We start from the raw sequence: 22494 nt of genomic DNA, 5'->3' as shown, positions 1-22494 counted from the left end.
GGTTCTAACCCTCCTAAACACTCACGACCACCGGCGGCGGACTGCTGATCGGGCCCGGCCGGCGGGTGTCAACCGGCGGCGGCCTGCAAGCCGCGGGTGCCGATGCCGCGCAGGACCTCGACGCGGTCGGACCCCGGGCGGCCGAGGACCCAGCTCGACCCGGGTACCGCCTTCGCGCGCTTCTTCAACGGCGCCAGCAGCCGCGAAACCTCCTGGTACGAGCGGATCGCGTCGCTCGCGCAGACCAGGGTCGCCAAGGACACCGTCACCGGCAGGCCGTCGGCCGACCAGCCGCGGTCCAGCAGGGCGCCCGCCACCGTGGCGATCTCGTCGACGTCGCAGACCACCAGGAAGTCGTCGCCGCCGACGTGGCTCACCCGCATCCGGCGCAGGCCGCCGGAGAGCTCGGTGAGCGCCGCGCCCAGTTCGCGGATCAGGTTGTCGCCCGCGGCGAAGCCCGCGGTGTCGTTGACCGCCTTGAAGCTGTCGATGTCGAGCCACGCCGCCACGAAGGGCTCGCCGATGGTGATGCGGCGGGCGACGTCGCGGGCGACCGTGTCGCTGCCCGGCAGCCGGGTCAGCGGGTTCAGCGCCGCCGCGGCCTCGACCTTCGCCTCGGCCACGCCGCGGACCACCTCGGTCACCAGCACGACGCCGAGGCAGCGGCCCACCTCGTCGACCACGACGACGTCGTCGCCGGTGCGGCCCCAGTCGGCGTCGGTCACCAGCTCGAGGAACTCCATCGCGCCGGCGCGGGCCTCGATCGTGTGCGGGGTGTCGGCCAGCCGGGCCGCCGGGCGCTTCGCGTGCAGCGCGTGCCCGTACGGGCCGGTCACGGCGACCAGGAACCGGGTCCGGTCGACCGACCAGCGCGGCCGGTTCAGCTCGTCGACCCCGACCACGCCCGAGGGCGCGTCGGCCGCCGCGAGCACTTCGCGGACCTCGTCGCAGGTGGCGGTTTCCGGCAGCGTCGTCGCCGGGCGCAGGAAGTCGCCGACGCACTTCGCCGGTCCGGGCGCGACGGCCGGGCGCGGCCGCGTCAGCAGCGCCGGGGCCGGGCCTTCGGCGGTGGGTGCGGCGAGCAGGTTGCCCTGCGCGATCCGGACGCCGAGCCCGCGGACGGCCTCGAGCTGGGCGTCGGTCTCCAGCCCGGTCGCGACCAGCCGCGTGCCGGTGCGGTTCGTGAAGTGCAGCAGCGCCTCGACGACGGCGACCGCGGCCGGGTCGTCCGGCAGCCCGCGCAGCACCGTGCGGTCGAGCTTGACGACGTCGACCGGCGCCTCGACGAGCAGGCCCAGCGGGAGGTCGCCGCGGCCGAGACCGTCGAGCGCGAGCCGGAAGCCCAGCTCGGTCAGCGCCCGCATCCCGGCCAGCGCGCGCTCGGCGGGCACCGCCGCGAAGGGCGGGCCGATCTCGAGCACGACGTCCCGGGTGCGGCGCCCGGCGTCGCCGAGCTCGGCCAGCAGGTCGTCGACCATCGACAGCGGCGCGGTGAGGGTGCGGGCGGAGAGGTTCAGGTGCAGGGGGAGCGAGGTCGGCTCTTCGGCGTCCTGGCGGACGGCCGCGATGGCGAGACCGAGGTCGGCGTCGGCGAGCCGGCCTTCGCGGCGGGCCTGCGCGAGGAGTTCGGGGACCGTTCCGTGGCCGGGCCTGGCCAGCGCTTCGTGCGCCACCACGCCCCCGGTCTGGAGGCTGTACAGCGGCTGGAAGGCGAAGCGGACCGCGCGTGGCGACTTCACGAGCCGATCCTCGCCGGTGGGCGCGGCGAGCGGAACCGATGTCGTCTGATGTTCACCGGCGTTACTCACATCGGAGTAACTGCGCGTGACGGTCCTCACTTGTTCAGGGTTGACTTATATAAGCGACGGCTTGTAGCTTGGCCGGGTGCACGCGTTCGACGTCCTCGGCGACCCGGTCCGCCGCCGGATCCTCGAGCTGCTGGCCGACGGCGAGCGGGCCGCCGGCGCGGTGACCGAGGTGATCCGGGCCGAGTTCGGCATCTCGCAGCCCGCCGTGTCGCAGCACCTGAAGGTGTTGCGGGACAACGGCTTCGCGGTCGTCCGGGCGGACGGGACCAGGCGACTGTACGCGGTCGGGCCCGACCCGCTGCGGGACGTCGACGACTGGCTCGGCCGGTTCCGCCGGTACTGGACGCCACCCCTGGACGCACTGGCCACCGAAATCGCCCGCGGCAAGCGCGAGCGCCGTCTCGACCGAGGAGAAAGTCCGTGATCGACGTCAGCCACCAGATCAGCGCCGTCCGCCGGACGGTGGGCACCCGCGTGCTCGACGCGGGGGAGGCGCGGGTCATGACCATCAGCCAGGTCTACGACACCGACGTCGAGGACATGTGGGACGCGGTCACGAACGCCGAGCGCCTCCCGCGCTGGTTCCTGCCGGTCAGCGGCGAGCTGCGGGTGGGCGGGAAGTACCAGCTGGAGGGCAACGCGGGCGGCACGGTCGAGCGCTGCGACCCGCCGAAGAGCTTCGCCGCGACGTGGGAGATGCACGGCGGCGTCAGCTGGATCGAGGTCCGCCTGACCCCGGAGGGTGACGGGACGCGGTTCGAGCTGGAGCACGTGGCCCACGTCGACGACCACTGGGACCAGTTCGGCCCGGGCGCGGTCGGCATCGGCTGGGACATGGCGCTGACGGCGCTGGTCCGCCACCTGGCCGCCGGCCGCGAGTACGCGGTCGACCCGGCCGAGGCGATGGCGTGGATGGGGTCCCCGGAGGGCGTCGAGTTCGTGACGAAGGCCGGGGAGGCCTGGTACGAGGCCCACGTCGCGGGCGGCGAGGACGAGGCCGTGGCCCGCGCGCAGGCGGACCGCTGCCTGGCGGCCTACACCGCCCCACCCGAGGCGTAGCGGCCGGCCCGGAACGACAGGAATGAGTCATTCACTACGTCCGGCGACAGGAATGAGTCATTCACGGCGTCGCGGCCGCGCGGCTCCGGCGGGACCGCGCGGACCTGACGGCGGGAGTGGCTGACCCGTCGCCGGGGTGGGGCGCCGGATAGGGTCGGGCGCATGGATCAGGAGACCGACCCGCGGGTGGCGCGGCGCGATCCCGTGGCCGGGGCCGGCGGGTTCACCGACCTCGCGACCAGCCCGTTCCGGATCGACCGCGACCGGATCGCCGCGTCGCCGTTCTTCGCGCGGCTCGGCGGGGTGACGCAGGTGGTCAGCGCCGGCGGGGCCGGGCTGCTGCACAACCGGCTCACGCACAGCCTGAAGGTCGCGCAGGTCGCCCGTGCCATCGCCGAGCGCATCGCGACCGGGCCCGACGCCGGCCTCGCCGACAAGCTCGGCGGCTGCGACCCCGACGTCGCCGAGGCCGCCGCGCTCGCCCACGACCTCGGGCACCCGCCGTTCGGGCACCTCGGGGAGCAGACGCTCGACCGGATCGCCCGGCACCGCTTCGGCCTCGCCGACGGCTTCGAAGGCAACGCGCAGTCGTTCCGGATCATCACCACGACCGACGTGCGCGGGCCGTCGGCGGTCGGGCTCGACCTCACCGCGGCGGTGCGCGCCGCCGTCCTCAAGTACCCGTGGTTGCGGCTGCACCACCCCTCGCCGCACCCGTCCGCCATGGACGTGCCGCCGCGCGGGGCCGGCGAGCCCGGCGACCTCCCGGGCACCGGTGCGGCCAAGTTCTCCGCCTACGCCACCGAACTCGACGACTTCGAGCACGCGCGCGCGGCGTTCGCGGGCCGCGTCGAAAGCTGGCAGCAGACCGTCGAAGCGTCCGTGATGGACACCGCCGACGACATCGCCTACGCCATCCACGACCTCCAGGACTTCCACCGCATCGGGGTGCTGCAGCACGCGCCGGTCGCCGCGGAGCTGGGGGAGTGGCTCGAGCACGCGGTCGAGCTGGCCGGGCTGGACGACGAGGCGCTGCACGCCGACCTGCGCCGCCCCGGCCGATCGCTGGAACGCCTGCGCCGCCGCATGCACGCCAAGGACGCGTGGATCGTCGACGACGACGCGTTCGCCGCCGCCGTCGCGCGGGTGCGCGCGGAGCTGGTCGACGGCCTGCTCGCCGGGGAGTTCGACGGCTCGATCGAGGCCGAGCAGGCGACGGCGGCGTTCTCGGCGAACTGGACCGCCCGGCTCGTCGACGGCGTCTTCGTGCTCGCTTCGCCGTCCACCCGGACCGGGCACGTCTCCCTGCGGCCCGCCCAGTGGCACGAGGTCCAGGTGCTCAAGTTCGTGCACCGCCGGTTCGTGCTGCTGCGCCCCGACCTGGCGCTGCACCAGCGCGGCCAGGCCGGGCTGGTGACCAGCCTGGTCGACGCGCTCGACGCGTGGCTGCTCGACCGCGACGAGGTGTCGCGCCTGCCGCGCCGGCTGCACGACCTCGTCGAGCTGGCCCGCGCCGAATACGACGGTCTCGCGCGGACGGCGCCCGAGCTGCTCGTCGGCGCGACCGGCGAACCGGTGACCGGGGCGGACGCGGTGCGGGGACTGGCCCGCGGCCGCGCGGTCGTCGACTTCGTGGCTTCGCTGACCGACAAGCAGGCGGTGACCCTTTTGGACGCCCTGTCCGGACGCGCTTCGCAGCCGTGGTCGGATTCGTTCGTGCTCTGAGCGCGCGGTAACGGCTTTTCCCCGCCGGCCGGGTGCTTGCACGCGCCGGCGGTGGTGATTGTGGACGTCCCAGCCGGTGGTCGCCCTTGCGGTGCCCTCGTTGTCCCGCCCGTGTCCGGTGGGAAATTCACCGTTGCGCTGAACGGCCTACGACGTCCGTCCGGTTCCGGAAAATACCTGTCCTTTGTCACTCGAACGGCGGGTTTTTACGCTGAACTCACCGTACTTAGCTTGATCCAGCCGGTGATCACCGGCTGTCGGTCAGCGTGAGTCGGGGCACGCGCCTGGAGATTCGGAGGGCGCACGTGCGTCGTACCCGTTCCACGAGATCGAGATCCACCGCCTTCACCGCCGGGGCCGCGGCACTGCTCGCCGCGCTCGGCCTGGTTTCCCCGCCCGCCGCGGGGGCCGCCACCGCGTCCACGCCGGACGCGTTCACCGAAACCGCGCAGCAGCAGATCGCCGCCCTGCAGGCGGTCAAGGCGGGGCGCACCGCCACCGAGTCCAAGTTGGACAGCCAGTTGCTCGTCGCCGCGAAGGGCACGGCGAAGCAGCTGAACGCACTGCAGTCCGGGGCCGCCGTTTCCCCGGCCGGGACCGCGCTGGTCGACATCCGCGCGAGCAAGGTGTCGCCGGACCTGATCGCCGGGCTCACCAAGGCCGGGGCGGGCATCCGCGCGGTGTCGGACCGCTACGGCAGCGTCCGCGCCGAAGTCCCGGTGAGCGCGCTCGGCGAGATCGCCGCCCGCGGCGACGTCAAGCGCGTCGAGCGGGCCGACGAGGCGATGACCGCCCGCGAGCTGGCCACCCCCGCGACGACGCCGGGGAAGACCGAATCCAAGCAGCAGAAGGCCGACCGCATCGCCGGCGAACTGCAGCAAGCCGTGAACGCCAAGGCGCAGCGCAGCGCCGCCGCGGCCGCGACCCTCACCAGCGAGGGCGACCGCGCGCACAACGCCGACCTCGCGCGCCAGCAGTTCGGCGTCACCGGCGTCGGCGTGAAGGCGTGCGCGCTGTCCGACGGCGTCGACTCCCTGGCCGCTTCGGTCGCCAAGGGCGAGCTGCCGCCGGACGTCGACGTCATCGCCGGCCAGGAGGGCGACGGCGACGAAGGCACCGCGATGCTCGAGATCATCCACGACCTCGCGCCCAACGCGAAGCTGGGCTTCGCCTCCGCGTTCAACTCCGACGCCAGCTTCGCGGACAACATCCGCAAGCTGCGCTTCGAGTCGCACTGCGACGTCATCGTCGACGACGTCATCTACTTCAAGGAATCGCCGTTCCAGGACTGGATCATCGCCCAGGCCGTGAACGACGTGACCGCCGACGGCGCGCTGTACTTCTCCTCGGCGGGCAACGAAGGCAACGTCACCAGCGGCACCGCCGGGCACTGGGAAGGCGACTTCGTCGACTCGGGCAAGTCGGTCGGCAAGTTCGCCGGCACCGCGCACAACTTCGCGGGCGCGGCGGGCAACCAGATCTACGAGCCCATCTCGAACGCCTCCTCGGCCGGCGTCCCGGTGACGCTGCACTGGTCCGACCCGCTGGGCGCCTCGGCCAACGACTACGACCTCTACCTGCTCAACTCCGCGGGCGCGGTCGTCAGCTTCAGCCAGGACGTCCAGACCGGCACCCAGGACCCGTACGAGCGCATCACGACGCCGTCGTTCGGCGGCACCGGGCTGCGGCTGGCCATCGTGAAGTTCTCCGGCCAGAACCGCTACCTGTCGCTGTCCGCGCTGCGCGGCCGGTTCTCCGACTCGGCGGACGGGCTGAAGGCCTTCAACACCCCGGGCGTGACGGTCGGCCACTCGGCCGCGCGGGACGCCTTCAGCGTCGCGGCGGCCCCGGCGGCCAAGGCCTTCGGCCGGCTCCTCGAGCCGGGTGACCCGGCCAACCCGGCCGGCCCGTACCCGGGCTCGTTCAGCGGCGCCACCAAGGCCGAGCGGTTCAGCTCCGACGGCCCGCGGCGCGTGTTCTACGAGGCCGACGGCACGCCCATCACCCCGGGCAACGTGTCTTCGACCGGCGGCGAGGTCCGGAACAAGCCGGAGATCACCGCGGCCGACGGCGTCACCACCAGCGTGACCGGCTTCAACCCGTTCTTCGGCACCTCGGCCGCCGCGCCGCACGCGGCCGCCATCGCCTCGCTCGTGCTGTCCGGCAACCCCGGGCTGCCGCCGTCCGAGGTCCGCGAGGCGCTGATCACCACCGCGATCGACATCGAAACCCCGGGCCGCGACAACTTCACCGGGGCCGGCGTCATCCTCGCGGACAAGGTGCTGGCCTACACCGGGGCCAGCCCGCAGCCCCTCGCGGTGGCGAAGCAGCCGACGGTCACCCCGGCCGACGGCGGCTCGGCGCTCGACCCGGGCGACACCGCCAAGGTCACCCTGCCGGTGACCAACGAGGGCGACGGCACCGCCGTGTCCACCAGCGTCGTGCTCACCAGCCCGACCCCGGGTGTCACGGTCGCGCCGCGGTCCAAGTCCTACGGCACCATCAGCCCGGGACAGACCGGCGTCAACGACTTCACCATCACCGTCCCGGCGAGCCAGCAGCTCGGCGTGCCGGTGGTGCTGAACGCCCGCGTCACCTTCGCCGGCGCGCACTCGCCGACGACGACGTCGTTCTCGCTGCCGGTCGGCACCCCGTCGCCGGTCGCGCAGGACTTCGCCTACACCGGCGAGCCGGTGGCGATCCCGGACAACAGCCCGGTCGGCGCGTCGGTGACCATCCCGGTCACCGGGGTCGGCCGCGCGTCCAAGGTGACGTTCTCCGTGGACGGCACCACGTGCAGCACGGACCCGGCCTCGACGACGGTGGGCCTGAACCACTCGTACGTCGGTGACCTGGTCGGCACGCTGACCGCGCCTTCGGGTGCCAAGGCGACCGTGTTCCAGCGCAACGGCAGCTCGGGCAAGAACCTGTGCAAGGTCGTCTTCGCCGACAACGCGGCGGCGGCGTTCAGCACGGTGACCTCGGCCAACGCGCCGTTCACCGGCACCTGGCGGCCGACGCAGTCCCTGACCGGCGGCCTGACCGGCGCGGCCGCGGACGGCACGTGGACGTTCTCGGTGGTCGACGCGGCGGCGAGCGACTCCGGTTCGATCCGCGCGGTCGCGTTGCACATCAACGGGTTCGTCCAGCCCCCGGCGGCCGGCGCGCCGTCGAACGTGCGGGGCGTGACCAACAACGGCCCGGTGCACCCGCTGTAAACCCGTAGACCGGTACGGGGCCGTCGCGAAGTTCGCGGCGGCCCCGTACCGTTTTCCCCGTGAAGCCCAGGGAAGTCGCCGGTGGCGGTCGCGCGGTCGAAGTACCGCCCGAACGCCTGGACGGCTTCTTCGCCCGGTTCGGCGAACGGCACGGCGGGATCGCCGCCACCGAAACCACGCCGTTCGAGGTCCGGGTGACCGCGGCCGACGGGGCCACCGCGACCGCGACCGTCCCTTTCGGACCGCTCGACGGCGGTTCCCTCGCCGCGCACGTCTCGGTGCCGCGGCGGATCGCGCTCCTGCTGGTGCGGCTCGGCAGTCACAGCGTCGGGATCGCCCGGGACGGGCGGGTCGAGGTCTCGCGCACCGACCGGCACCTCGTGCACGGCCGGTCCGCCGCGGGCGGCTGGTCGCAGCAGCGCTTCGCCCGGCGTCGCGCCGGACAGGCGCGGCAGGCGCTCCAGGCCGCCGCGCGGGACGCGTTCGAGGTGCTCGTCCCCCGACTGTCCGAAGTGGACGCCGTGGTGCTCGGCGGCGACCGCCGGGCCCTCGAGGAGCTGCGTGAAGACCGTCGGCTGGCGCCGCTGTTCGCCCGCGCCGAACCCCGGGTGCTGGAGATCGCCGAGCCGAGCCGGGCGGTCCTGGAGGAAGCCGCCGTCCGCGCCTTGTCGGTGCAGGTCACGCTGCGCGACCCCTCGTGAGTGCTAAGTCGGGTTCTAACCCGACTTACCACTCACGACCCGGGTGAGACCGCACACGTCCGGAAAAACCCGTGGACCCCGCCCCGTACACTGGTCTCCGTGGATATCCAGCTGGAGTGACGCCGCGGCCTTCGCGGCCGCCTGACGCTGTCCTCCGTTCACCCCCGTCCACGGGAGTTCCCTTGATCACGGCCACCGGCCTTGAGCTGCGCGCGGGTTCGCGCATCCTGCTCAACGGCGTCACCCTCCGCATCCAGCCCGGCGACCGCATCGGCCTCGTCGGCCGCAACGGCGCGGGCAAGACCACCTCGCTGAAGGTCCTCGCCGGCGAGGGCGAGCCCCACGCGGGCGACGTCCGCCGCAGCGGTGAGCTCGGCTACCTGCCGCAGGACCCGCGCGAAGGTGATCTTTCGGTCACCGCGAAGGACCGCGTGCTCTCCGCGCGCGGCCTCGACAAGCTGATGCGCGACATGGAGAAGGCGCAGGCCTCCATGGCCGAGCTCGTCGACGAGGCCGCGCGGGACAAGGCCATCAACCGCTACGCCCGGCTCGAAGAGCGCTTCGCGTCCCTCGGCGGGTACGCGGCGGAGAGCGAAGCCGCGCGGATCTGCTCGAACCTGGGCCTCGCCGACCGGGTTCTCGCGCAGACCCTGCAGACGCTGTCGGGTGGTCAGCGCCGCCGCGTCGAGCTGGCCCGGATCCTGTTCGCCGCGGCCGAAGCGGGTGCCGGCGGCAAGTCCGAGACGATCCTGCTGCTCGACGAGCCGACCAACCACCTCGACGCCGACTCCATCAACTGGCTGCGCGGCTTCCTCAAGCAGCACGACGGCGGCCTGGTCGTGATCAGCCACGACGTCGAGCTGCTCGCCGACGTCGTCAACAAGGTCTGGTTCCTCGACGCCACCCGCGGCGAGCTCGACCTGTACAACATGGGCTGGCAGCGCTACCTCGACGCGCGCGCGACCGACGAGAAGCGCCGCCGCCGCGAGCGCGCCAACGCCGAGAAGAAGGCGTCGGCGCTGCAGCAGCAGGCCGCGAAGCTGGGCGCGAAGGCGACGAAGGCCGTGGCGGCCAAGAACATGGCCCGCCGCGCCGAGCAGATGCTGTCCTCGCTCGACGAGACCCGGGTCGCCGACAAGGTCGCCCGGATCAAGTTCCCCGACCCGGCGCCCTGCGGCCGCACGCCGCTGACCGCCGAGGGGCTGTCGAAGTCGTACGGCTCACTGGAAATCTTCACCGGCGTCGACCTCGCGATCGACCGCGGTTCGAAGGTGGTCGTACTCGGGCTGAACGGTGCGGGAAAGACCACTTTGCTCCGGCTGCTCGGCGGAATGGAAACCCCGGACACCGGCGAGATCGTGCCGGGTCACGGAATGCGTTTGGGCTATTACGCTCAGGAACACGAAACTCTTGATCATGATGCGTCGGTGTGGGAAAACATCCGACATCTCTCTCCGGACACCGGGGCGCAGGAGTTGCGGAACCTGCTGGGTTCGTTCCTCTTCACCGGCGAACAACTCGACCAGCCGGCCGGCACGCTTTCCGGCGGCGAGAAGACCCGGCTCGCGCTGGCCGGCCTGGTCTCCAGCGCTGCCAACGTCTTGCTGCTCGACGAGCCGACGAACAACCTCGACCCGGCCAGCCGCGCGCAGGTCCTGGACGCCTTGCGCAGCTTCTCCGGCGCCGTCGTCCTGGTGACCCACGACCCGGGCGCGGTCGAGGCGCTGGAGCCCGAGCGGGTCATCCTGCTGCCCGACGGGACCGAGGACCACTGGTCGGCGGACTATCTGGAACTTGTCCAGCTTGCCTGAGGGGTGCGTCCATTCGGGTGCAAGATCACTCCCGGCGAGGCACTGGAATGGCCCAATGTGATCGCAATTTCGGTCGTTTTACGGCTGTCGTCTGGCAATCCGGCGCTCAGTGTTCGATCATTGCCCCGGCAGGGGCCGATATGTGGCCCAGAACACTCTCGGCGGGAAGGCGATCGACGTGGCTGATCTCAAGAAAGGCGCGCGGATCACCGGCAACACGCGCGACAAGCTGGCCGCTGACCTGAAGAAGAAATACGAGAAGGGCTCCAGCATCCGGGCCCTGGCGGAGTCGACGGGCCGGTCCTACGGGTTCGTGCACCGGGTGCTGTCGGAGTCCGGAGTCCAGCTGCGGGGGCGCGGCGGGGCGACGCGGGTCAAGAAGAAGTAGTTCGGGAACTGCTGCGCGGGGGGCGCGCAGTGGAGTCTTCGGCCACGCGGAACACCAGGTGGGCCCCGAGCAGGACCAGGGGATACACCAGGTAGCCGTACCGGGTGGCCGGGGTCAGCAGGATCAACGCGCCGAGTCCGACGGCGATGCGCAGGAGTGCGCCGGAGCCGTTCGCGGGGGGCCGGCGCACCAGCCAGACCAGCATGGCCACGGCGGCGGCGCCCACGAGGACGAACGCCGTCACCTGGCCCACCACGCCGAGACCGGCGATCAGGTGGCCCGGCAACGGGCTCGCCGCGGGCGACCGCACAGCGCCCATCCCGAGGGGGAACCGGAAGACGTGTTCGACGAACGCGGCCGGGTCCACGAGGTACACGGGCAGGTGCAGCGCGACCGTCGTCGCCACCAGCGCCGCCACGAACCGGGTCAGCGCGGGCTTTCCGCGGCGTACCAGCACGAACACCGCCAGCACCGCGGCCGCGGGCGCGACGATGAGCTTGGCGCTGATCACCAGCGCCAGCACGAGTCCCGACCAGGCGACCCGCCCGGTGGCCGCGAGCGCGCACGCCAGCACCAGCAGGCCGACGATCGCGAGGTCCGGGCCGGCGACGGCCCAGGTGAGCGCGGTGAGCGGGCAGGCGAGCGCGAGCTGCGCGGCCCCGACCGGCACCTTCGGCCACTTCAGCAGCTTGAGCGTGCCCAGCACGCACGCGCAGGCGGCCAGCGCGAACACCCAGCGGGCGTCGGTGAGCGCGTCCGCCACCGGTGAACCGCCGAACAGCGCCCGCGGCAGGCCGAAGAGTGCCATCACGGGACCGTAGGGCGTGTAATCGTTTACTTCGGGGGCGCGGCCGAGCGTGGTGACGTCGACGTACGGGGTTCCGTGGTGCAGCAGCAGATCCGCGGACCGCTCGATCACCCACACCTCGGGCTGCGCGGCCCAGGAGAACGGCGTGATCAGCCAGTCCACTCCGGTCAGTCGCCGGATCACCAGGAGCGCCAACGGAAGGATCATTGCCAACAAACCGACGGCGGCGATGGCGCACCAGCGCGAACCGAGCACGCCCCGCGGCTCGCGGCCCCGTCGGGCGGACCACAGCAGCCACCCGCTGTGCAGCACGCCGAAGCCGTACGCGACCGTCGCGAAGTTGCCCCAGACGCGGTAGCCGTAGAACTCGGACATGAGCGCGGTCGGCAGCGCGAAAGCCAGGCAGACCAGGTAGAAGCCCAGATCCCATCGCAAGGGGGCGGCTTCGAGGGTGCGCGAAGGTGCGGTGAAGAGCCGTGCCGCGCGCCGCCATGCGGGCGCCCGGCCCACCTCCGTTCCCACCCGGTCAGGCTACCGAGCGCCCCGCTGACGGCTTCAGTCGACGTCTCGCAGGCGGGGGAGCAGCTTCGCCGCCGTTTCGCAGGCCGCGACGACGCCGTCCGGCCCGGCGGGCATCAGGACCAGCTCGGTGAAGCCCGCCTCGACGTAGTCCCGCGCCAGCCGCAGCGCCGCGTCCGGGCCGGGCGGCAGCCGGAACTGCACGGCGCGGCGGATCGCGGCCGGGTCGCGGCCGGCGGCGGCGCAGTGCTCGTCGAGGACCCGGGAAAGCCGCCGCAGTTCGGCGATGTCCGTCCCCGGCAAGGCCGCGTTGAGCCAGACGTCGGCGTGCTCGGCGACCACCCGCAGGCCGCGCTTTTCCCCGCTGCTGCCCAGCCACAGCGGCGGTTTCGCCTGGAGCGGCTTCGGATCACTGACGGCGCCGGTCAGCGTGTAGTGGCGGCCGCGGAAGTCCGTCACCGGCCGGGTCCACAGCAGACGGAGGATTTCGCAGGCCTCGGCGAGTCTTTCGACGCGTTCGACGGCCGGTGGGGTCGGGGTGCCCATCATCGCGTCGGTGTGGGTGTCGCCGCCCGCGCCGAGGCCGACGTCGAGGCGGCCGCCGGAGAGGTGGTCGATCGTGGCCGCGATCTTCGCGAAGGTGCCCGGGTGGCGGTTGGTGTTCCCGGCCACCAGGCAGCCGATGCGGACCCGGCTCGTCGCCTCCGCCATCGCCGCCAGCAGGCTCCAGCCGTCGAAGACGTCGCCGGTGCGGTCCGGGCCCATCGGGGCGAGGTGGTCGAACACCCAGCAGCCGTCGAACCCGGCGTCGTCGGCGATCGCCCACGTCTCGCGGAGCTCGGCGATGCCGAGGTGCTGCTGGGGTGGTTTCAGTCCGATCGTGGTCATGTGTGCTCCTGATTATCAGTCTTATAAATCATCAGCAAAACTGACGATCAGCCTAAGGGTAGAGTCCTCCTGTGTCCAGCGACCTCGAAGCGCCCCCGGCCGTCACCCGGCGGCTCGGTTACCTGCTCAAGCACGCGCAGCTGCGGCTCGCCGAGCTGGCCGAGCCGCGGTACGAACCGCTCGGCGTCACCGGGCGGCAGCTCGCGCTGCTCGCGCTCTTCGGTGACGGGCCGGGGCAGTCGCAACAGGACGGTGCAGTGCGCCTCGGCGTCGACCGGACGACGATGGTCGCGCTCGTCGACGAGCTCGAGGCCAAGGGTCTGGTTCGGCGCGAGGTCGCGCCGGGCGACCGCCGCAAGCGCCTGGTCACGCTGACCGCCGAAGGCGAGCGGGTCCGCGAAGCGGGAGAAGAGGTCACCCGGCAGGCTGAGGCACTGTTGCTGGCACCGTTGGCCGCCGAGGATGCCGAAGGACTGCGGAGCGCGCTGGAACGGGTCGTTCGCGCGGAGTGAACGGCGGCGGGAAGGAAACGGGCGATGGTGGCGTTGTCCAGGTCATATCCGGAGAAAACCTCAGCTAAGGTAGAGGTTTAGAGACTGGGGGTTTTCCCATGGACAACATGTGGGGGCTGTGGAGTTCGGCGATGCGCGCCGACGACGTGCCGAAGGGGCTCAGCCGCGGCACGCTCAAGCGCGTCGCCCGCTTCGCCCGGCCGCACTGGCGGCGGCTGCTGGCTTTCCTCGTCCTGACGGTGGTTTCGGCGGTCCTCGCCGTGTCGACGCCGGTGCTGGCGGGCAAGGTGGTCGACGCGATCGTCGGCGGGCACGACCTGTCGGTGGTCGTGTGGCTGGCCGTCGTCATCGCCGCGCTGGCGATCGCGGACGCCGGGTTCGGCCTGATCGAGCGGTGGCAGTCCGCGCGGATCGGCGAGGGCATCATCTTCGACCTCCGCCGCGCGGTGTTCGAGCACGTGCAGCGGATGCCGGTCGCGTTCTTCACCCGGACCCGCACGGGCGCGCTGGTTTCCCGGCTCAACAACGACGTCATCGGCGCGCAGCGGACGTTCACCGCGACGCTGTCCGGGCTGGTCACCAACGTCATCCAGCTGGCGCTGTCGCTGGCGGTCATGCTCACGCTGTCCTGGCAGGTCACGCTGATCGCGCTGGTGCTGCTGCCGATCTTCGTGATCCCCGCGCGCCGGCTCGGCCGCCGGATGGCCGGGCTGCAGCGGGAGGCCGCGAACCTCAACGCCGGCATGACCACGCAGATGACCGAGCGGTTCTCCGCGCCGGGCGCCACGCTGGTGAAGCTCTTCGGCCGTCCGGTGCAGGAAGCGGACGACTTCGCGCTGCGGGCCGGGCGCGTGCGCGACATCGGCGTGCGCACCGCGATGCTGACCCGCTGGTTCATGACGAGCCTGACCCTGGTTTCGGCGCTGGCGCAGGCTTTGGTCTACGGCCTCGGCGGCTACCTCGCGCTGACCGGCAAGCTCGCGCCGGGCACCGTGGTCGCGCTGGCGCTGCTGCTGACCCGGCTCTACGCGCCGCTGACCGCGCTGGCCAACGTGCGCGTCGACGTCATGACCGCGCTGGTGTCGTTCGAGCGGGTCTTCGAGGTCCTCGACCTCGAGCCGATGATCAAGGAGAAGCCGTCCGCGCGTGCTTTGCCGCCCTCGGAAGGGGTTTCGGTCGAGTTCTCCGGCGTCCGCTTCGGGTACCCGGCGGCGGACCGGTATTCGCTGGCGTCGCTGGAAGACGTCGCCACGCTCGACCACCGCGGCGGCGAAGAGGTGCTGCACGGCATCTCGTTCCGCGCCGAGCCGGGGCAGATGGTCGCGCTGGTCGGGTCGTCGGGGGCGGGGAAGTCCACGATCGCTTCGCTGCTGCCGCGCTTGTACGACGTCGACGAGGGTTCGGTCCGGCTGTCCGATGTGGACGTCCGCGAGCTGACTTTCGCTTCGCTGCGGCAAACCGTCGGCGTGGTGACCCAGGACGGGCACCTGTTCCACGACACGATCCGCGCGAACCTGGCGTACGCGCGGCCGGGCGTGACCGACGACGAGATCTGGGAGGCGCTCGACCGCGCCCGGCTCGGCGAGCTGGTCCACTCCCTGCCCGACGGCCTCGAAACGACGGTGGGGGAGCGCGGCTACCGGCTCTCGGGCGGCGAACGCCAGCGGCTGACGATCGCCCGGCTCCTGCTGGCCCAGCCCAAGGTCGTGATCCTCGACGAGGCGACGGCACACCTGGACTCCGAGTCCGAGGCGGCCGTCGGCGAGGCGCTGACGCACGCGTTGGCCGGCCGGACGGCGCTGGTGATCGCGCACCGGCTGTCGACGGTCCGCGCGGCGGACCAGATCCTGGTCCTGGAGCACGGCGAGATCGTCGAACGCGGGACGCACGACGAGCTGCTGGCCCGCGGTGGGCGGTACGCGACGCTGCACGCGACGCAGTTCGCGGACCAGGAGCCCGCGGTGGCGTGACCGGCGCCGGGCCGGCTCGCGGAAAGCACTCTGCCGCGGCTGGTCGTGAGTGTTCAGGAGGGTTCTAACCCTCCTGAACACTCACGAGGCCCAAGCTCTCGTACACCGCGTTGACCAGGGCCATCTTGCGGGGGTCGTCGCGGATGAGCGGGCCGAGCTGGTTGAGCGTGTAGCCGAACGAGATGCCGTTCTCCGGGTCGGCGCCGCCGGTGGAGCCGCCGAGGCCGTCGTGGCCGAAGGCCGCCGGGTTCGGGCCGAAGCCGCGGGCGTCGCTGCCGAGGTAGAAGCCCAGGCCCCACTCGTTCGGCAGGCCGAGCACGGCGTCGATCTCCTTGCCCTGGCTCTCGCGGGCCTTCGCCAGCGCCGGCGCGGACAGGAGCCCGCCGGTGGCCAGCGCGCCGTAGATCGTGGCGATCGCGCGGGCCGTGCCGTGGCCGTTCAACGCCGGCAGGACGGCCCGGCGGAACGCCGGTTCGTTCGCGTCGTGGCCGGACAGGCGCGGGTTGGCCAGCGCGGCCTGCGCGACCGGGCCGGCGCTCGCGAACGCCGCCGCCAGCGCGTTCGCCACCTCCTCGGTCATGACCGGGTCGACCAGGGTCGCGCACCGGCCCAGGTCGGCGTCGTCGGCCAGCCCGATCGAGAAGTCGGCGCCGAGCGGAACGGCGACCTGCTCGGCGAAGAACTCGCGGATGCCCTGCCCGGCGACCCGCCGCACGACCTCGCCGACGAGCCACCCGTAGGCCAGCGCGTGGTAGCCACCCGCGGAACCGGGCTCGCAGAGCGGTTCCTGGGCCGCCAGCAGCGACGTCATGAGGTCCCAGTCGTAGAGTTCTTCGACCCGGACGGGCCGGTCGAGCCCGATGCCGGGCACGCCGGAGCGGTGCGAGAGCAGCCACCGCACCGGCACCTCCGCCTTGCCCGCGGCGGCGAACTCCGGCCAGTACTTCGCGACCGGCGCGTCGATGTCCAGCTCGCCGGCGTCGGCGAGCCGGTGCGCGCAGAGCGCGGTCATGCCCTTGGTCGTCGACCACACGTTGGCGAGGGTGTCCGGCTGCCAGGCGGCGTCACGCGCCGGCCCGGTCCAGCCGCCCCACAGGTCCACCACGACCTCGCCGTGCCGGGTGGCGGTGAACGCGGCACCCAGCTCGCCGCGGGAGCGGAAGTTCTCCTCGAAGGCCTCGCGCACCGGTTCGAAACCGGGCGCGCACTCGCCGTGCACCGTCGCCGTGGCGCTGTCCATCGGACCTCCTCGGGGGAGCGACCGGTCCACACCGACCAGTCGGTATGCCGACGCTAAAGCGGCCGGGCACGCCCGTCAAGGCGTGCCCGGCCGGTGCTTTTTCACGGACTGGGGGTCGCCCCGCCGCGAGCCGAAGAGCCCCTCGCTCGCGTCTCGGCGGGTCCGGAAGGTCGCGAATGACTCATTCGGGACCTCGGAGGTCCCGAATGAGTCATTCGCGACCACTGCGTCGGTCGCTGGTCCTGGTGGGACGCGCGCCGGTTCGCGCGCCGTCGAGGCGAAGGGCGCCGGGCGAATGCGGCGCGGACAAGCGCGACTTCGCCGGAGTCCCCACATCCGGCGGTCGCGAATGAGTCATTCGCGACCACGTTCTCCGGGGTCGCCGCCCGGCTACCGCAGCCGGGGAACGAGCGCGCTGTACTTCTCCAGCAGCGCCGCGTTGGCCTCGTCGCCGCCCGGTACGTTGGAGCTGCGCCACAGCGGGATGTCGATGCCCTCGGCCGCGCCGCGGTCGTAGACCTGGGCGAGCACCAGGTTCCACAGGAACGCGTTGACCACAGTGGACAGCGGCGCGGTGCGCGGGGCGTCCGGCGGGTAGCTCGCGTCGCCGGGGATGACGAGCGAGTCCAGCACCACCGTGCCCTGCTCCACGAGGTTGCTCGACGAGCGCTTCGGCGCCGCCGCCACGCACGCCCTCGACGTGATCGCGATGACCGCCGCGCCGCGCTCGCGCGCTTCGATGCACAGCTCGACCGGGTACGGGTTCGAGCCGGACGTCGAGAAGACCACCAGCACGTCGTCCGGGCCCGGGGCGCGCTCGGCCAGCACTTCCGCGGCCAGTCCGGTGCGCCGCTCGGTCTGCGTGCTGCTCACCGCGCCGTGCAGGGGCAGCAGGTCCGGGTGGTAGAGCGGGTAGACGCAGGCGAGCCCGCCGGCCCGGTAGAACGTCTCGGCCACGGCGGCCAGCGAGTGCCCGGCCCCCGCGGTATAGACCAGTGCGTCGGCCCGGATCACCCCCAGGACCAGCTCCGCCGCTTCGCGCACTGCCTCGGCGTTGGCCTGCTCGACGTCCGCCAATTGCTTGGCGACACTGCCGGAGATGTCCGTGGCGCTCACCACACCCACCCTTCCGTCGGGGATCGGGCGCCGAATCTACCGCGAAGATGGTGGTGCGCGGTGGAATAGCCGGGTGGACGATCCAGGTTGACCCGAATGCGGGCGAGGAGGAGGACGCGGGTGAGCGAGGCGGAACCGGCGGTGTCGGTGCGGCCGGCGCGCGGGCGCACCGAGGCGGTCGTGCTCGTGCTGCACGGCGGTGCGGAGCGGGGCACGGGTCCCGTGCCGCCCTGGAAGCTCGCCTACCTGCGGATGGTCCCGATCGCGCGCGCCCTGCACCGCGCCGGCCGCCGGCGCGGCGTCGAGGTGCGGCTGCTGCGCAACCGGCGCTACGGCTGGAACGCCCCCGCCATGGACCCCCTCGACGACGCGCGCTGGGCCCTCGATCGCATCCACGCCGAGCACCCCGGTGTCCCGGTGGTGCTGGTCGGGCACTCCATGGGCGGCCGGGTGGCGCTGCGCGTCGCCGACGACCCCGCCGTGCGCGGGGTCTGCGCGCTGGCGCCCTGGACCCCGCGCGGCGAGCCGGTCGGGGCCGTGGCCGGGCGGTCGGTGCTCATCGTGCACGGCACCCGCGACCGGATGACCAGCCCGGCGGAGTCCCACGCCTTCGCCGAACGCGCCGAGGGCGTCGCCGCCCGGGTGGCCCGGTTCGAGATCGCCAACGAGGGGCACGCGATGCTGCGCCGCTCGTCCGTGTGGACCCGGCTGACGATTGCTTTCACACTGGAAGTGCTCGCTGGGGACGCCGGTGCCGAGCTTCGCGGCGCATGGGCCGCTCCGGGGCCCGAGCGGCTCCGAATACCCGTGTGAAGCCCGCCCCGGGCAGGGGATTCGGCGAAGCGCGCCGCGGGGTGCGGCGAACTAGGATAGATCACCGGCGCAGCCGGCCGGAGGGAGCATCGTGACCACTTCGAGCGTTGACCGGGCGTCGACCGGGGACGTGCCGGAAGAAGACCGCTGGCCGGGCCTGGCCAGCCCGCCGCACTCACCGTTTCGCGCGCGCATCGCCGCCGCGCTGTTCCGCCGCGCCGTCCGCCCGCTCGACGTGCGGGTGACGTTCCCGGACGGCACGGTCCTCGGGGCCGGCGGCCCGAAATCACCCGAAATGCGGATTTTGCGGCCGGAATCCTTCTTCCACCGCCTCGGCGCCGACGCCAAGATCGGCTTCGGCGAGTCCTACATGGCCGGTGACTGGACCGCGTCCGACCTGGCCGAGGTGCTTACGCCGTTCGCCGAGCGGATGGGCACGCTGGTGCCACCGGTGCTGCAGAAGTTCCGGCGGATCGCCGAGCGCACGCAGCCGCCCTCCGAGGAGAACACCCTCGAAGGCGCGCGGGCCAACATCCACCGGCACTACGACCTGTCGAACGACCTGTTCGGGGCGTTCCTCGACCGGTCGATGATGTACTCGTCGGCGCTGTTCGGCCCCGGCGACGACCTCACGGCCGCCCAGTACCGCAAGATCGACAGCGTCCTCGACTACGCGGGCGTCCGCGACGGCAGCGAAGTCCTCGAAATCGGTACCGGATGGGGTGAACTCGCCATCCGCGCCGCCGCCCGCGGCGCCCGGGTGACGTCACTGACCATTTCGGAGGAGCAGCGCGCGCTGGCCACCGAGCGCATCGCGGCGGCCGGGTTCTCCGACCGCGTCGAGGTGAAGCTCTGCGACTACCGCGAGTCGAGCGGCCAGTACGACGCCGTGGTCAGCGTCGAGATGATCGAGGCCGTCGGCGCGTCCTACTGGCCCGCGTTCTACGAGACGATCGGCGAGCGGCTGCGCCCCGGCGGGCGGTTCGGCCTGCAGGCCATCACCATGGACCACGACCGGATGCTGGCTTCGTCGCGCGCCTACACCTGGATCCACAAGTACATCTTCCCGGGCGGCATCATCCCGTCGGTGCGCTCGATCGAGGAGGGCGTGAAGGCGAACACCCGGCTCAAGCTGGCCGGAATGCGCGAGTTCGGCCAGGACTACGCGCGCACGTTACGGTTGTGGCGCGAGCGGTTCCTGCACGGCTGGGCCGACATCGCCGGGTTCGGGTTCGACGACGTCTTCCGCCGGATGTGGGAGTTCTACCTGGCCTATTCCGAGGCCGGGTTCCGCTCCGGGTACCTCAAGGTGCACCAGTTCGGCTACGAGGCAACCGGCGAGTAACCCCGCGTCGCAACCCCACCCCGGTGCCGGACGTCCTCTAGTCGGACGCGTGCGGTGTACTGACGGCGAAAGTTTGTCCGGATCGGGATTGGGTGATGGTGATGACGTACCGAGGCGACGACGGCGGGCGCCGGATGCCGCCGCCCCGGCCGCCCGCCGGGCGCTCCCGGGAGCACCAGCGCGCGCAGATGATGCCGCTGCCCGGGCGGGGCCGCAGCCCGTACGACGAGCGCACCCGCCCCATGGGCGAGCCCGAGCCCCAGTACGCGCCGCCCCCGCCGCCGCGCCGGGAGCCGCCGCGCCCGGCCGACGACTACCCGCCGTCCCGGCCGCCGCGCCGCCGCCGGTGGAGCTTCGGCAAGGTGCTGGGCACGCTGGTGCTGGTCTTCGTCGTCTTCCTGGCCGGCATCTGGGTCTACCTGGAGTTCTCGATCAAGCGCGTCGACGCGCTCGCCGACTACGCGGGCCGCCCGGTCGCCGAGTCCGGCACCAACTGGCTGATCGTCGGCTCGGACAGCCGTGAAGGCCTCACGGCCGAGGACGAGGAGCGGCTGGCCACCGGCGACGTCGCCGCGGCGGGTGGCGGGCAGCGCACCGACACGATCATGGTCGCGCACATCCCGGACAACGACACCAAGCCGACGCTGCTGTCGCTGCCGCGCGACTCCCAGGTGAAGATCCCGGGCCACGGCACGAACAAGATCAACGCGGCGTTCTCCCTCGGCGGCCCGAAGCTGCTCGCGCAGACCGTCGAAGGCGCGACCGGCCTGCACCTCGACCACTACGCGGAAGTCGGCTTCGGCGGGTTCGCCAAGATCGTCGACGCGATCGGCGGCGTCGACATGTGCATCGACAAGGACATGAACGACACGATGACCGGCATCAGCATCAAGGCCGGCTGCCAGTCGCTCGACGGCCGGTCCGCGCTGGGCTTCGTCCGCATGCGCCACAGCGACGCGACCCCGCGCTCGGACCTCGACCGCGTCGCCAACCAGCGCAAGTTCATCGGCGCGCTGGTCAGCCAGATCGCGAGCCCGGGCACGCTGCTCAACCCGTTCGACTTCTTCCCGCTGCTGTCCTCGGCCCCGGACGCGCTGACGATGGACTCGAGCGACCACGTCCACAACCTGGCGGGCCTGGCGCTCGCGATGCGCGGCATCTCCTCGGGCGGCGTGGTGACGACGACGGTGCCGGTGACGAGCGGGTCGGCGGAGAACTGGGACAAGAACAAGTCGAAGCAGCTGTTCGACGCTCTGAAGAACGACAGCGCGGTGCCGGACAGCGTCATCGTCAATTAATTCGCGCGCGCTCGATCCTCGGCCGGGGCACCATGGAACCCATGGAGACCCCGGCCGAGTCGTATCGCGTGGACGAATTCACCCTGGCCCGCTGGCGGTTCGCCGACGGGCCGGAGCTCACCGCGACCGTTGCCGGGTCCCTCGAGCACATCGGTGCGTGGATGATCTGGGCGGCCGGCGGCTACACGGCCGACGACTCCGCCGAGTTCCTCAAGCGCACCAACGAGAACTGGGAGAGCGGCGAAACGCACGACTTCGCCATCCGCGTCGGCGGCGAAATCGCGGGCGCCATCGGGATGATGACCCGGGACGGCGGCATCGAAATCGGGTACTGGCTCGCGCTCGGCCACACCGGCCGCGGCCTGATCACCCGGGCCGCCGGGTTCCTGACGGCGGAGGCGTTCCGGCTCGGGGCCGGCTACGTCGAGATCAAGCACGACGAGCTGAACGTCCGAAGTGGAGCGGTGCCCGCGCGGCTCGGTTTCACCGAGGTGCGCTCCGAGCCGGCGGAGAAGCCGCTGGCGCCGTCGTGCTCGGGCACCAACCACGTCTGGCGCAAGGAGAAGCCGTGAACTGGGGATGTGTGACCGACACCGGGCACCGGTGGCTGTGCGTGCGGCGCGAGGTCGCGAGCCGGGCCGAGCGGCGCGGGCATCGCGCCGACGTCCACGAGTACGGGCGGCGCCGGCGCGACCGGCCGCGGGGGTGGCCGGCGGCCGGGGTGCGCCGGCCGCCGGGCTGGCCTCCGCGCGGCTGGCGCCGCTGACCCGCTCTCAGGACACCTTGTTGCGCTCCCGCAGCACCTTGAGCGCCTGGTCGGCGTGGACCGTGAAGTTCAGCTCGCTCTTGATCTTCTCGAGCACCTTCCGGTCCTCGCCGATCACGAACGTGACGCGCTTGGCGTGCAGCGGCAGCAGTTTCCGCCAGACGCCGAACTGCTTCGCGACCTCGCCGTCCACATCGGACAGCAGCGGGTAGTCGAAGCTGTTGGCCTCCGAGAACTGCCGCTGCTTGGTGACACCGTCCGGGCTGATCCCGATCCGGTGCGCGCCGACCTCGGCGAACTCGGCGGCGAGGTCGCGGAAGTGGCAGCTCTCGGCGGTGCAGCCCCCGGTCATGGCGGCGGGGTAGAAGAACAGCACGACCGGCCCGGTGGCCAGGAAGTCCGACAGCGTGCGGTCGGCCCCCTGGTCGTCGGGCAGCGTGAAGTCGGGGGCGAGGTCTCCGGCGTCCATGGACGTCCCTTCTCGTCGGCGGCAGAACCCATCCTGCCGG

The 22494-nt window shown here is 72.3% G+C and carries 20 protein-coding genes; 14 read left to right on the top strand and 6 right to left on the bottom strand.

Going from position 1 to position 22494, the window contains the following annotated elements; all coding sequences use genetic code 11:
* Nucleotides 1-68: 68 nt before the first annotated feature.
* Entirely contained in the window at nucleotides 69-1739 is a 1671-nt protein-coding gene (locus SD460_RS35725; protein WP_290052771.1) for a GGDEF domain-containing protein, read from the bottom strand.
* Between the two features lie 145 nt (nucleotides 1740-1884).
* On the opposite strand from SD460_RS35725, the gene SD460_RS35720 reads away from it, so the two are divergent.
* The 7 genes from SD460_RS35720 to SD460_RS35690 all read left to right on the top strand — a co-directional run bounded on the left by SD460_RS35720 (nucleotide 1885) and on the right by SD460_RS35690 (nucleotide 10710).
* A complete protein-coding gene (locus tag SD460_RS35720) occupies nucleotides 1885-2232 on the top strand; it encodes an ArsR/SmtB family transcription factor (RefSeq protein ID WP_290052770.1) in 348 nt (115 codons plus the stop codon).
* Nucleotides 2229-2867: an SRPBCC family protein gene (locus SD460_RS35715; protein ID WP_290052768.1), complete on the top strand. Its 639-nt coding sequence runs from the start codon at nucleotides 2229-2231 to the stop codon at nucleotides 2865-2867. Before SD460_RS35720 ends, SD460_RS35715 begins: the two co-directional genes overlap by 4 nt.
* A gap of 162 nt (nucleotides 2868-3029) precedes the next feature.
* Nucleotides 3030-4592 (top strand): deoxyguanosinetriphosphate triphosphohydrolase family protein, encoded by a 1563-nt coding sequence (locus tag SD460_RS35710; protein WP_318307354.1) that lies wholly within the window; start codon nucleotides 3030-3032, stop codon nucleotides 4590-4592.
* Nucleotides 4593-4897: 305 nt separating this feature from the next.
* Nucleotides 4898-7810 carry a S8 family serine peptidase gene (locus tag SD460_RS35705; protein WP_290052765.1) on the top strand — a complete coding sequence of 971 codons (2913 nt, stop codon included), beginning with the start codon at nucleotides 4898-4900 and terminating at the stop codon, nucleotides 7808-7810.
* A gap of 59 nt (nucleotides 7811-7869) precedes the next feature.
* Nucleotides 7870-8511 (top strand): acVLRF1 family peptidyl-tRNA hydrolase, encoded by a 642-nt coding sequence (locus SD460_RS35700; RefSeq protein WP_290052763.1) that lies wholly within the window; start codon nucleotides 7870-7872, stop codon nucleotides 8509-8511.
* 182 nt (nucleotides 8512-8693) lie between these two features.
* Complete coding sequence (locus SD460_RS35695; protein ID WP_290052761.1) at nucleotides 8694-10322, top strand: ABC-F family ATP-binding cassette domain-containing protein; 1629 nt, start codon at nucleotides 8694-8696, stop codon at nucleotides 10320-10322.
* Nucleotides 10323-10500: 178 nt separating this feature from the next.
* Nucleotides 10501-10710 (top strand): helix-turn-helix domain-containing protein, encoded by a 210-nt coding sequence (locus SD460_RS35690; protein WP_003071237.1) that lies wholly within the window; start codon nucleotides 10501-10503, stop codon nucleotides 10708-10710.
* On the opposite strand, the gene SD460_RS35685 is transcribed toward SD460_RS35690, so the two are convergent.
* Together SD460_RS35685 and SD460_RS35680 are read right to left on the bottom strand one after the other, a co-directional pair.
* Nucleotides 10697-12040, bottom strand: a complete 1344-nt coding sequence (locus SD460_RS35685; protein WP_290052760.1) for a glycosyltransferase 87 family protein — start codon at nucleotides 12038-12040, stop codon at nucleotides 10697-10699. The genes SD460_RS35690 and SD460_RS35685 overlap by 14 nt on opposite strands.
* 33 nt (nucleotides 12041-12073) lie before the next feature.
* Nucleotides 12074-12925: an LLM class flavin-dependent oxidoreductase gene (locus SD460_RS35680; protein ID WP_290052759.1), complete on the bottom strand. Its 852-nt coding sequence runs from the start codon at nucleotides 12923-12925 to the stop codon at nucleotides 12074-12076.
* Nucleotides 12926-12996: 71 nt separating this feature from the next.
* Here SD460_RS35680 and SD460_RS35675 point away from each other — a divergent pair, with 71 nt between their 5' ends.
* On the top strand, nucleotides 12997-13437 hold the full coding sequence (locus tag SD460_RS35675) for a MarR family winged helix-turn-helix transcriptional regulator (protein ID WP_290052756.1): 441 nt from the start codon (nucleotides 12997-12999) through the stop codon (nucleotides 13435-13437).
* 98 nt (nucleotides 13438-13535) lie between these two features.
* A complete protein-coding gene (locus SD460_RS35670; protein ID WP_290052753.1) occupies nucleotides 13536-15407 on the top strand; it encodes an ABC transporter ATP-binding protein in 1872 nt (623 codons plus the stop codon).
* A 64-nt stretch (nucleotides 15408-15471) separates the two neighbouring features.
* On the opposite strand, the gene SD460_RS35665 is transcribed toward SD460_RS35670, so the two are convergent.
* On the bottom strand, nucleotides 15472-16647 hold the full coding sequence (locus SD460_RS35665; RefSeq protein WP_318307353.1) for a serine hydrolase domain-containing protein: 1176 nt from the start codon (nucleotides 16645-16647) through the stop codon (nucleotides 15472-15474).
* Nucleotides 16648-17037: 390 nt separating this feature from the next.
* Entirely contained in the window at nucleotides 17038-17766 is a 729-nt protein-coding gene (locus tag SD460_RS35660; RefSeq protein WP_290052751.1) for an SIS domain-containing protein, read from the bottom strand.
* 117 nt (nucleotides 17767-17883) lie between these two features.
* Between SD460_RS35660 and SD460_RS35655 the strand changes: the two genes are divergently transcribed.
* From SD460_RS35655 to SD460_RS35635, 5 genes are all read left to right on the top strand, one after another.
* Nucleotides 17884-18576 carry an alpha/beta hydrolase gene (locus SD460_RS35655; protein WP_290052749.1) on the top strand — a complete coding sequence of 231 codons (693 nt, stop codon included), beginning with the start codon at nucleotides 17884-17886 and terminating at the stop codon, nucleotides 18574-18576.
* Between the two features lie 91 nt (nucleotides 18577-18667).
* A complete protein-coding gene (locus SD460_RS35650) occupies nucleotides 18668-19921 on the top strand; it encodes an SAM-dependent methyltransferase (RefSeq protein ID WP_290052747.1) in 1254 nt (417 codons plus the stop codon).
* 95 nt (nucleotides 19922-20016) lie between these two features.
* On the top strand, nucleotides 20017-21219 hold the full coding sequence (locus SD460_RS35645) for an LCP family protein (RefSeq protein ID WP_318307352.1): 1203 nt from the start codon (nucleotides 20017-20019) through the stop codon (nucleotides 21217-21219).
* A gap of 41 nt (nucleotides 21220-21260) precedes the next feature.
* On the top strand, nucleotides 21261-21791 hold the full coding sequence (locus SD460_RS35640; RefSeq protein WP_290063168.1) for a GNAT family N-acetyltransferase: 531 nt from the start codon (nucleotides 21261-21263) through the stop codon (nucleotides 21789-21791).
* On the top strand, nucleotides 21788-21985 hold the full coding sequence (locus SD460_RS35635) for a hypothetical protein (protein WP_318307351.1): 198 nt from the start codon (nucleotides 21788-21790) through the stop codon (nucleotides 21983-21985). The genes SD460_RS35640 and SD460_RS35635 overlap by 4 nt, the downstream gene beginning before the upstream one ends.
* Nucleotides 21986-21992: 7 nt before the next feature.
* On the opposite strand, the gene SD460_RS35630 is transcribed toward SD460_RS35635, so the two are convergent.
* A complete protein-coding gene (locus tag SD460_RS35630) occupies nucleotides 21993-22454 on the bottom strand; it encodes a peroxiredoxin (RefSeq protein WP_290061802.1) in 462 nt (153 codons plus the stop codon).
* Between the last annotated feature and the right edge of the window lie 40 nt (nucleotides 22455-22494).

Source organism: Amycolatopsis solani, from assembly GCF_033441515.1.
In the GTDB taxonomy this organism is placed as follows: domain Bacteria; phylum Actinomycetota; class Actinomycetes; order Mycobacteriales; family Pseudonocardiaceae; genus Amycolatopsis; species Amycolatopsis solani.
This window is presented reverse-complemented; position numbering and strand designations above follow the sequence as displayed.

Excerpts from the sequence above, each read along its gene's own strand:
- SD460_RS35710 (WP_318307354.1), top strand. The coding sequence starts at position 3,030 with ATGGATCAGGAGACCGACCCGCGGGTGGCGCGGCGCGATCCCGTGGCC.
- SD460_RS35680 (WP_290052759.1), bottom strand. The coding sequence starts at position 12,925 with ATGACCACGATCGGACTGAAACCACCCCAGCAGCACCTCGGCATCGCC.
- SD460_RS35670 (WP_290052753.1), top strand. The coding sequence starts at position 13,536 with ATGGACAACATGTGGGGGCTGTGGAGTTCGGCGATGCGCGCCGACGAC.
- SD460_RS35665 (WP_318307353.1), bottom strand. The coding sequence starts at position 16,647 with ATGGACAGCGCCACGGCGACGGTGCACGGCGAGTGCGCGCCCGGTTTC.
- SD460_RS35645 (WP_318307352.1), top strand. The coding sequence starts at position 20,017 with ATGGTGATGACGTACCGAGGCGACGACGGCGGGCGCCGGATGCCGCCG.
- SD460_RS35640 (WP_290063168.1), top strand. The coding sequence starts at position 21,261 with ATGGAGACCCCGGCCGAGTCGTATCGCGTGGACGAATTCACCCTGGCC.
- SD460_RS35630 (WP_290061802.1), bottom strand. The coding sequence starts at position 22,454 with ATGGACGCCGGAGACCTCGCCCCCGACTTCACGCTGCCCGACGACCAG.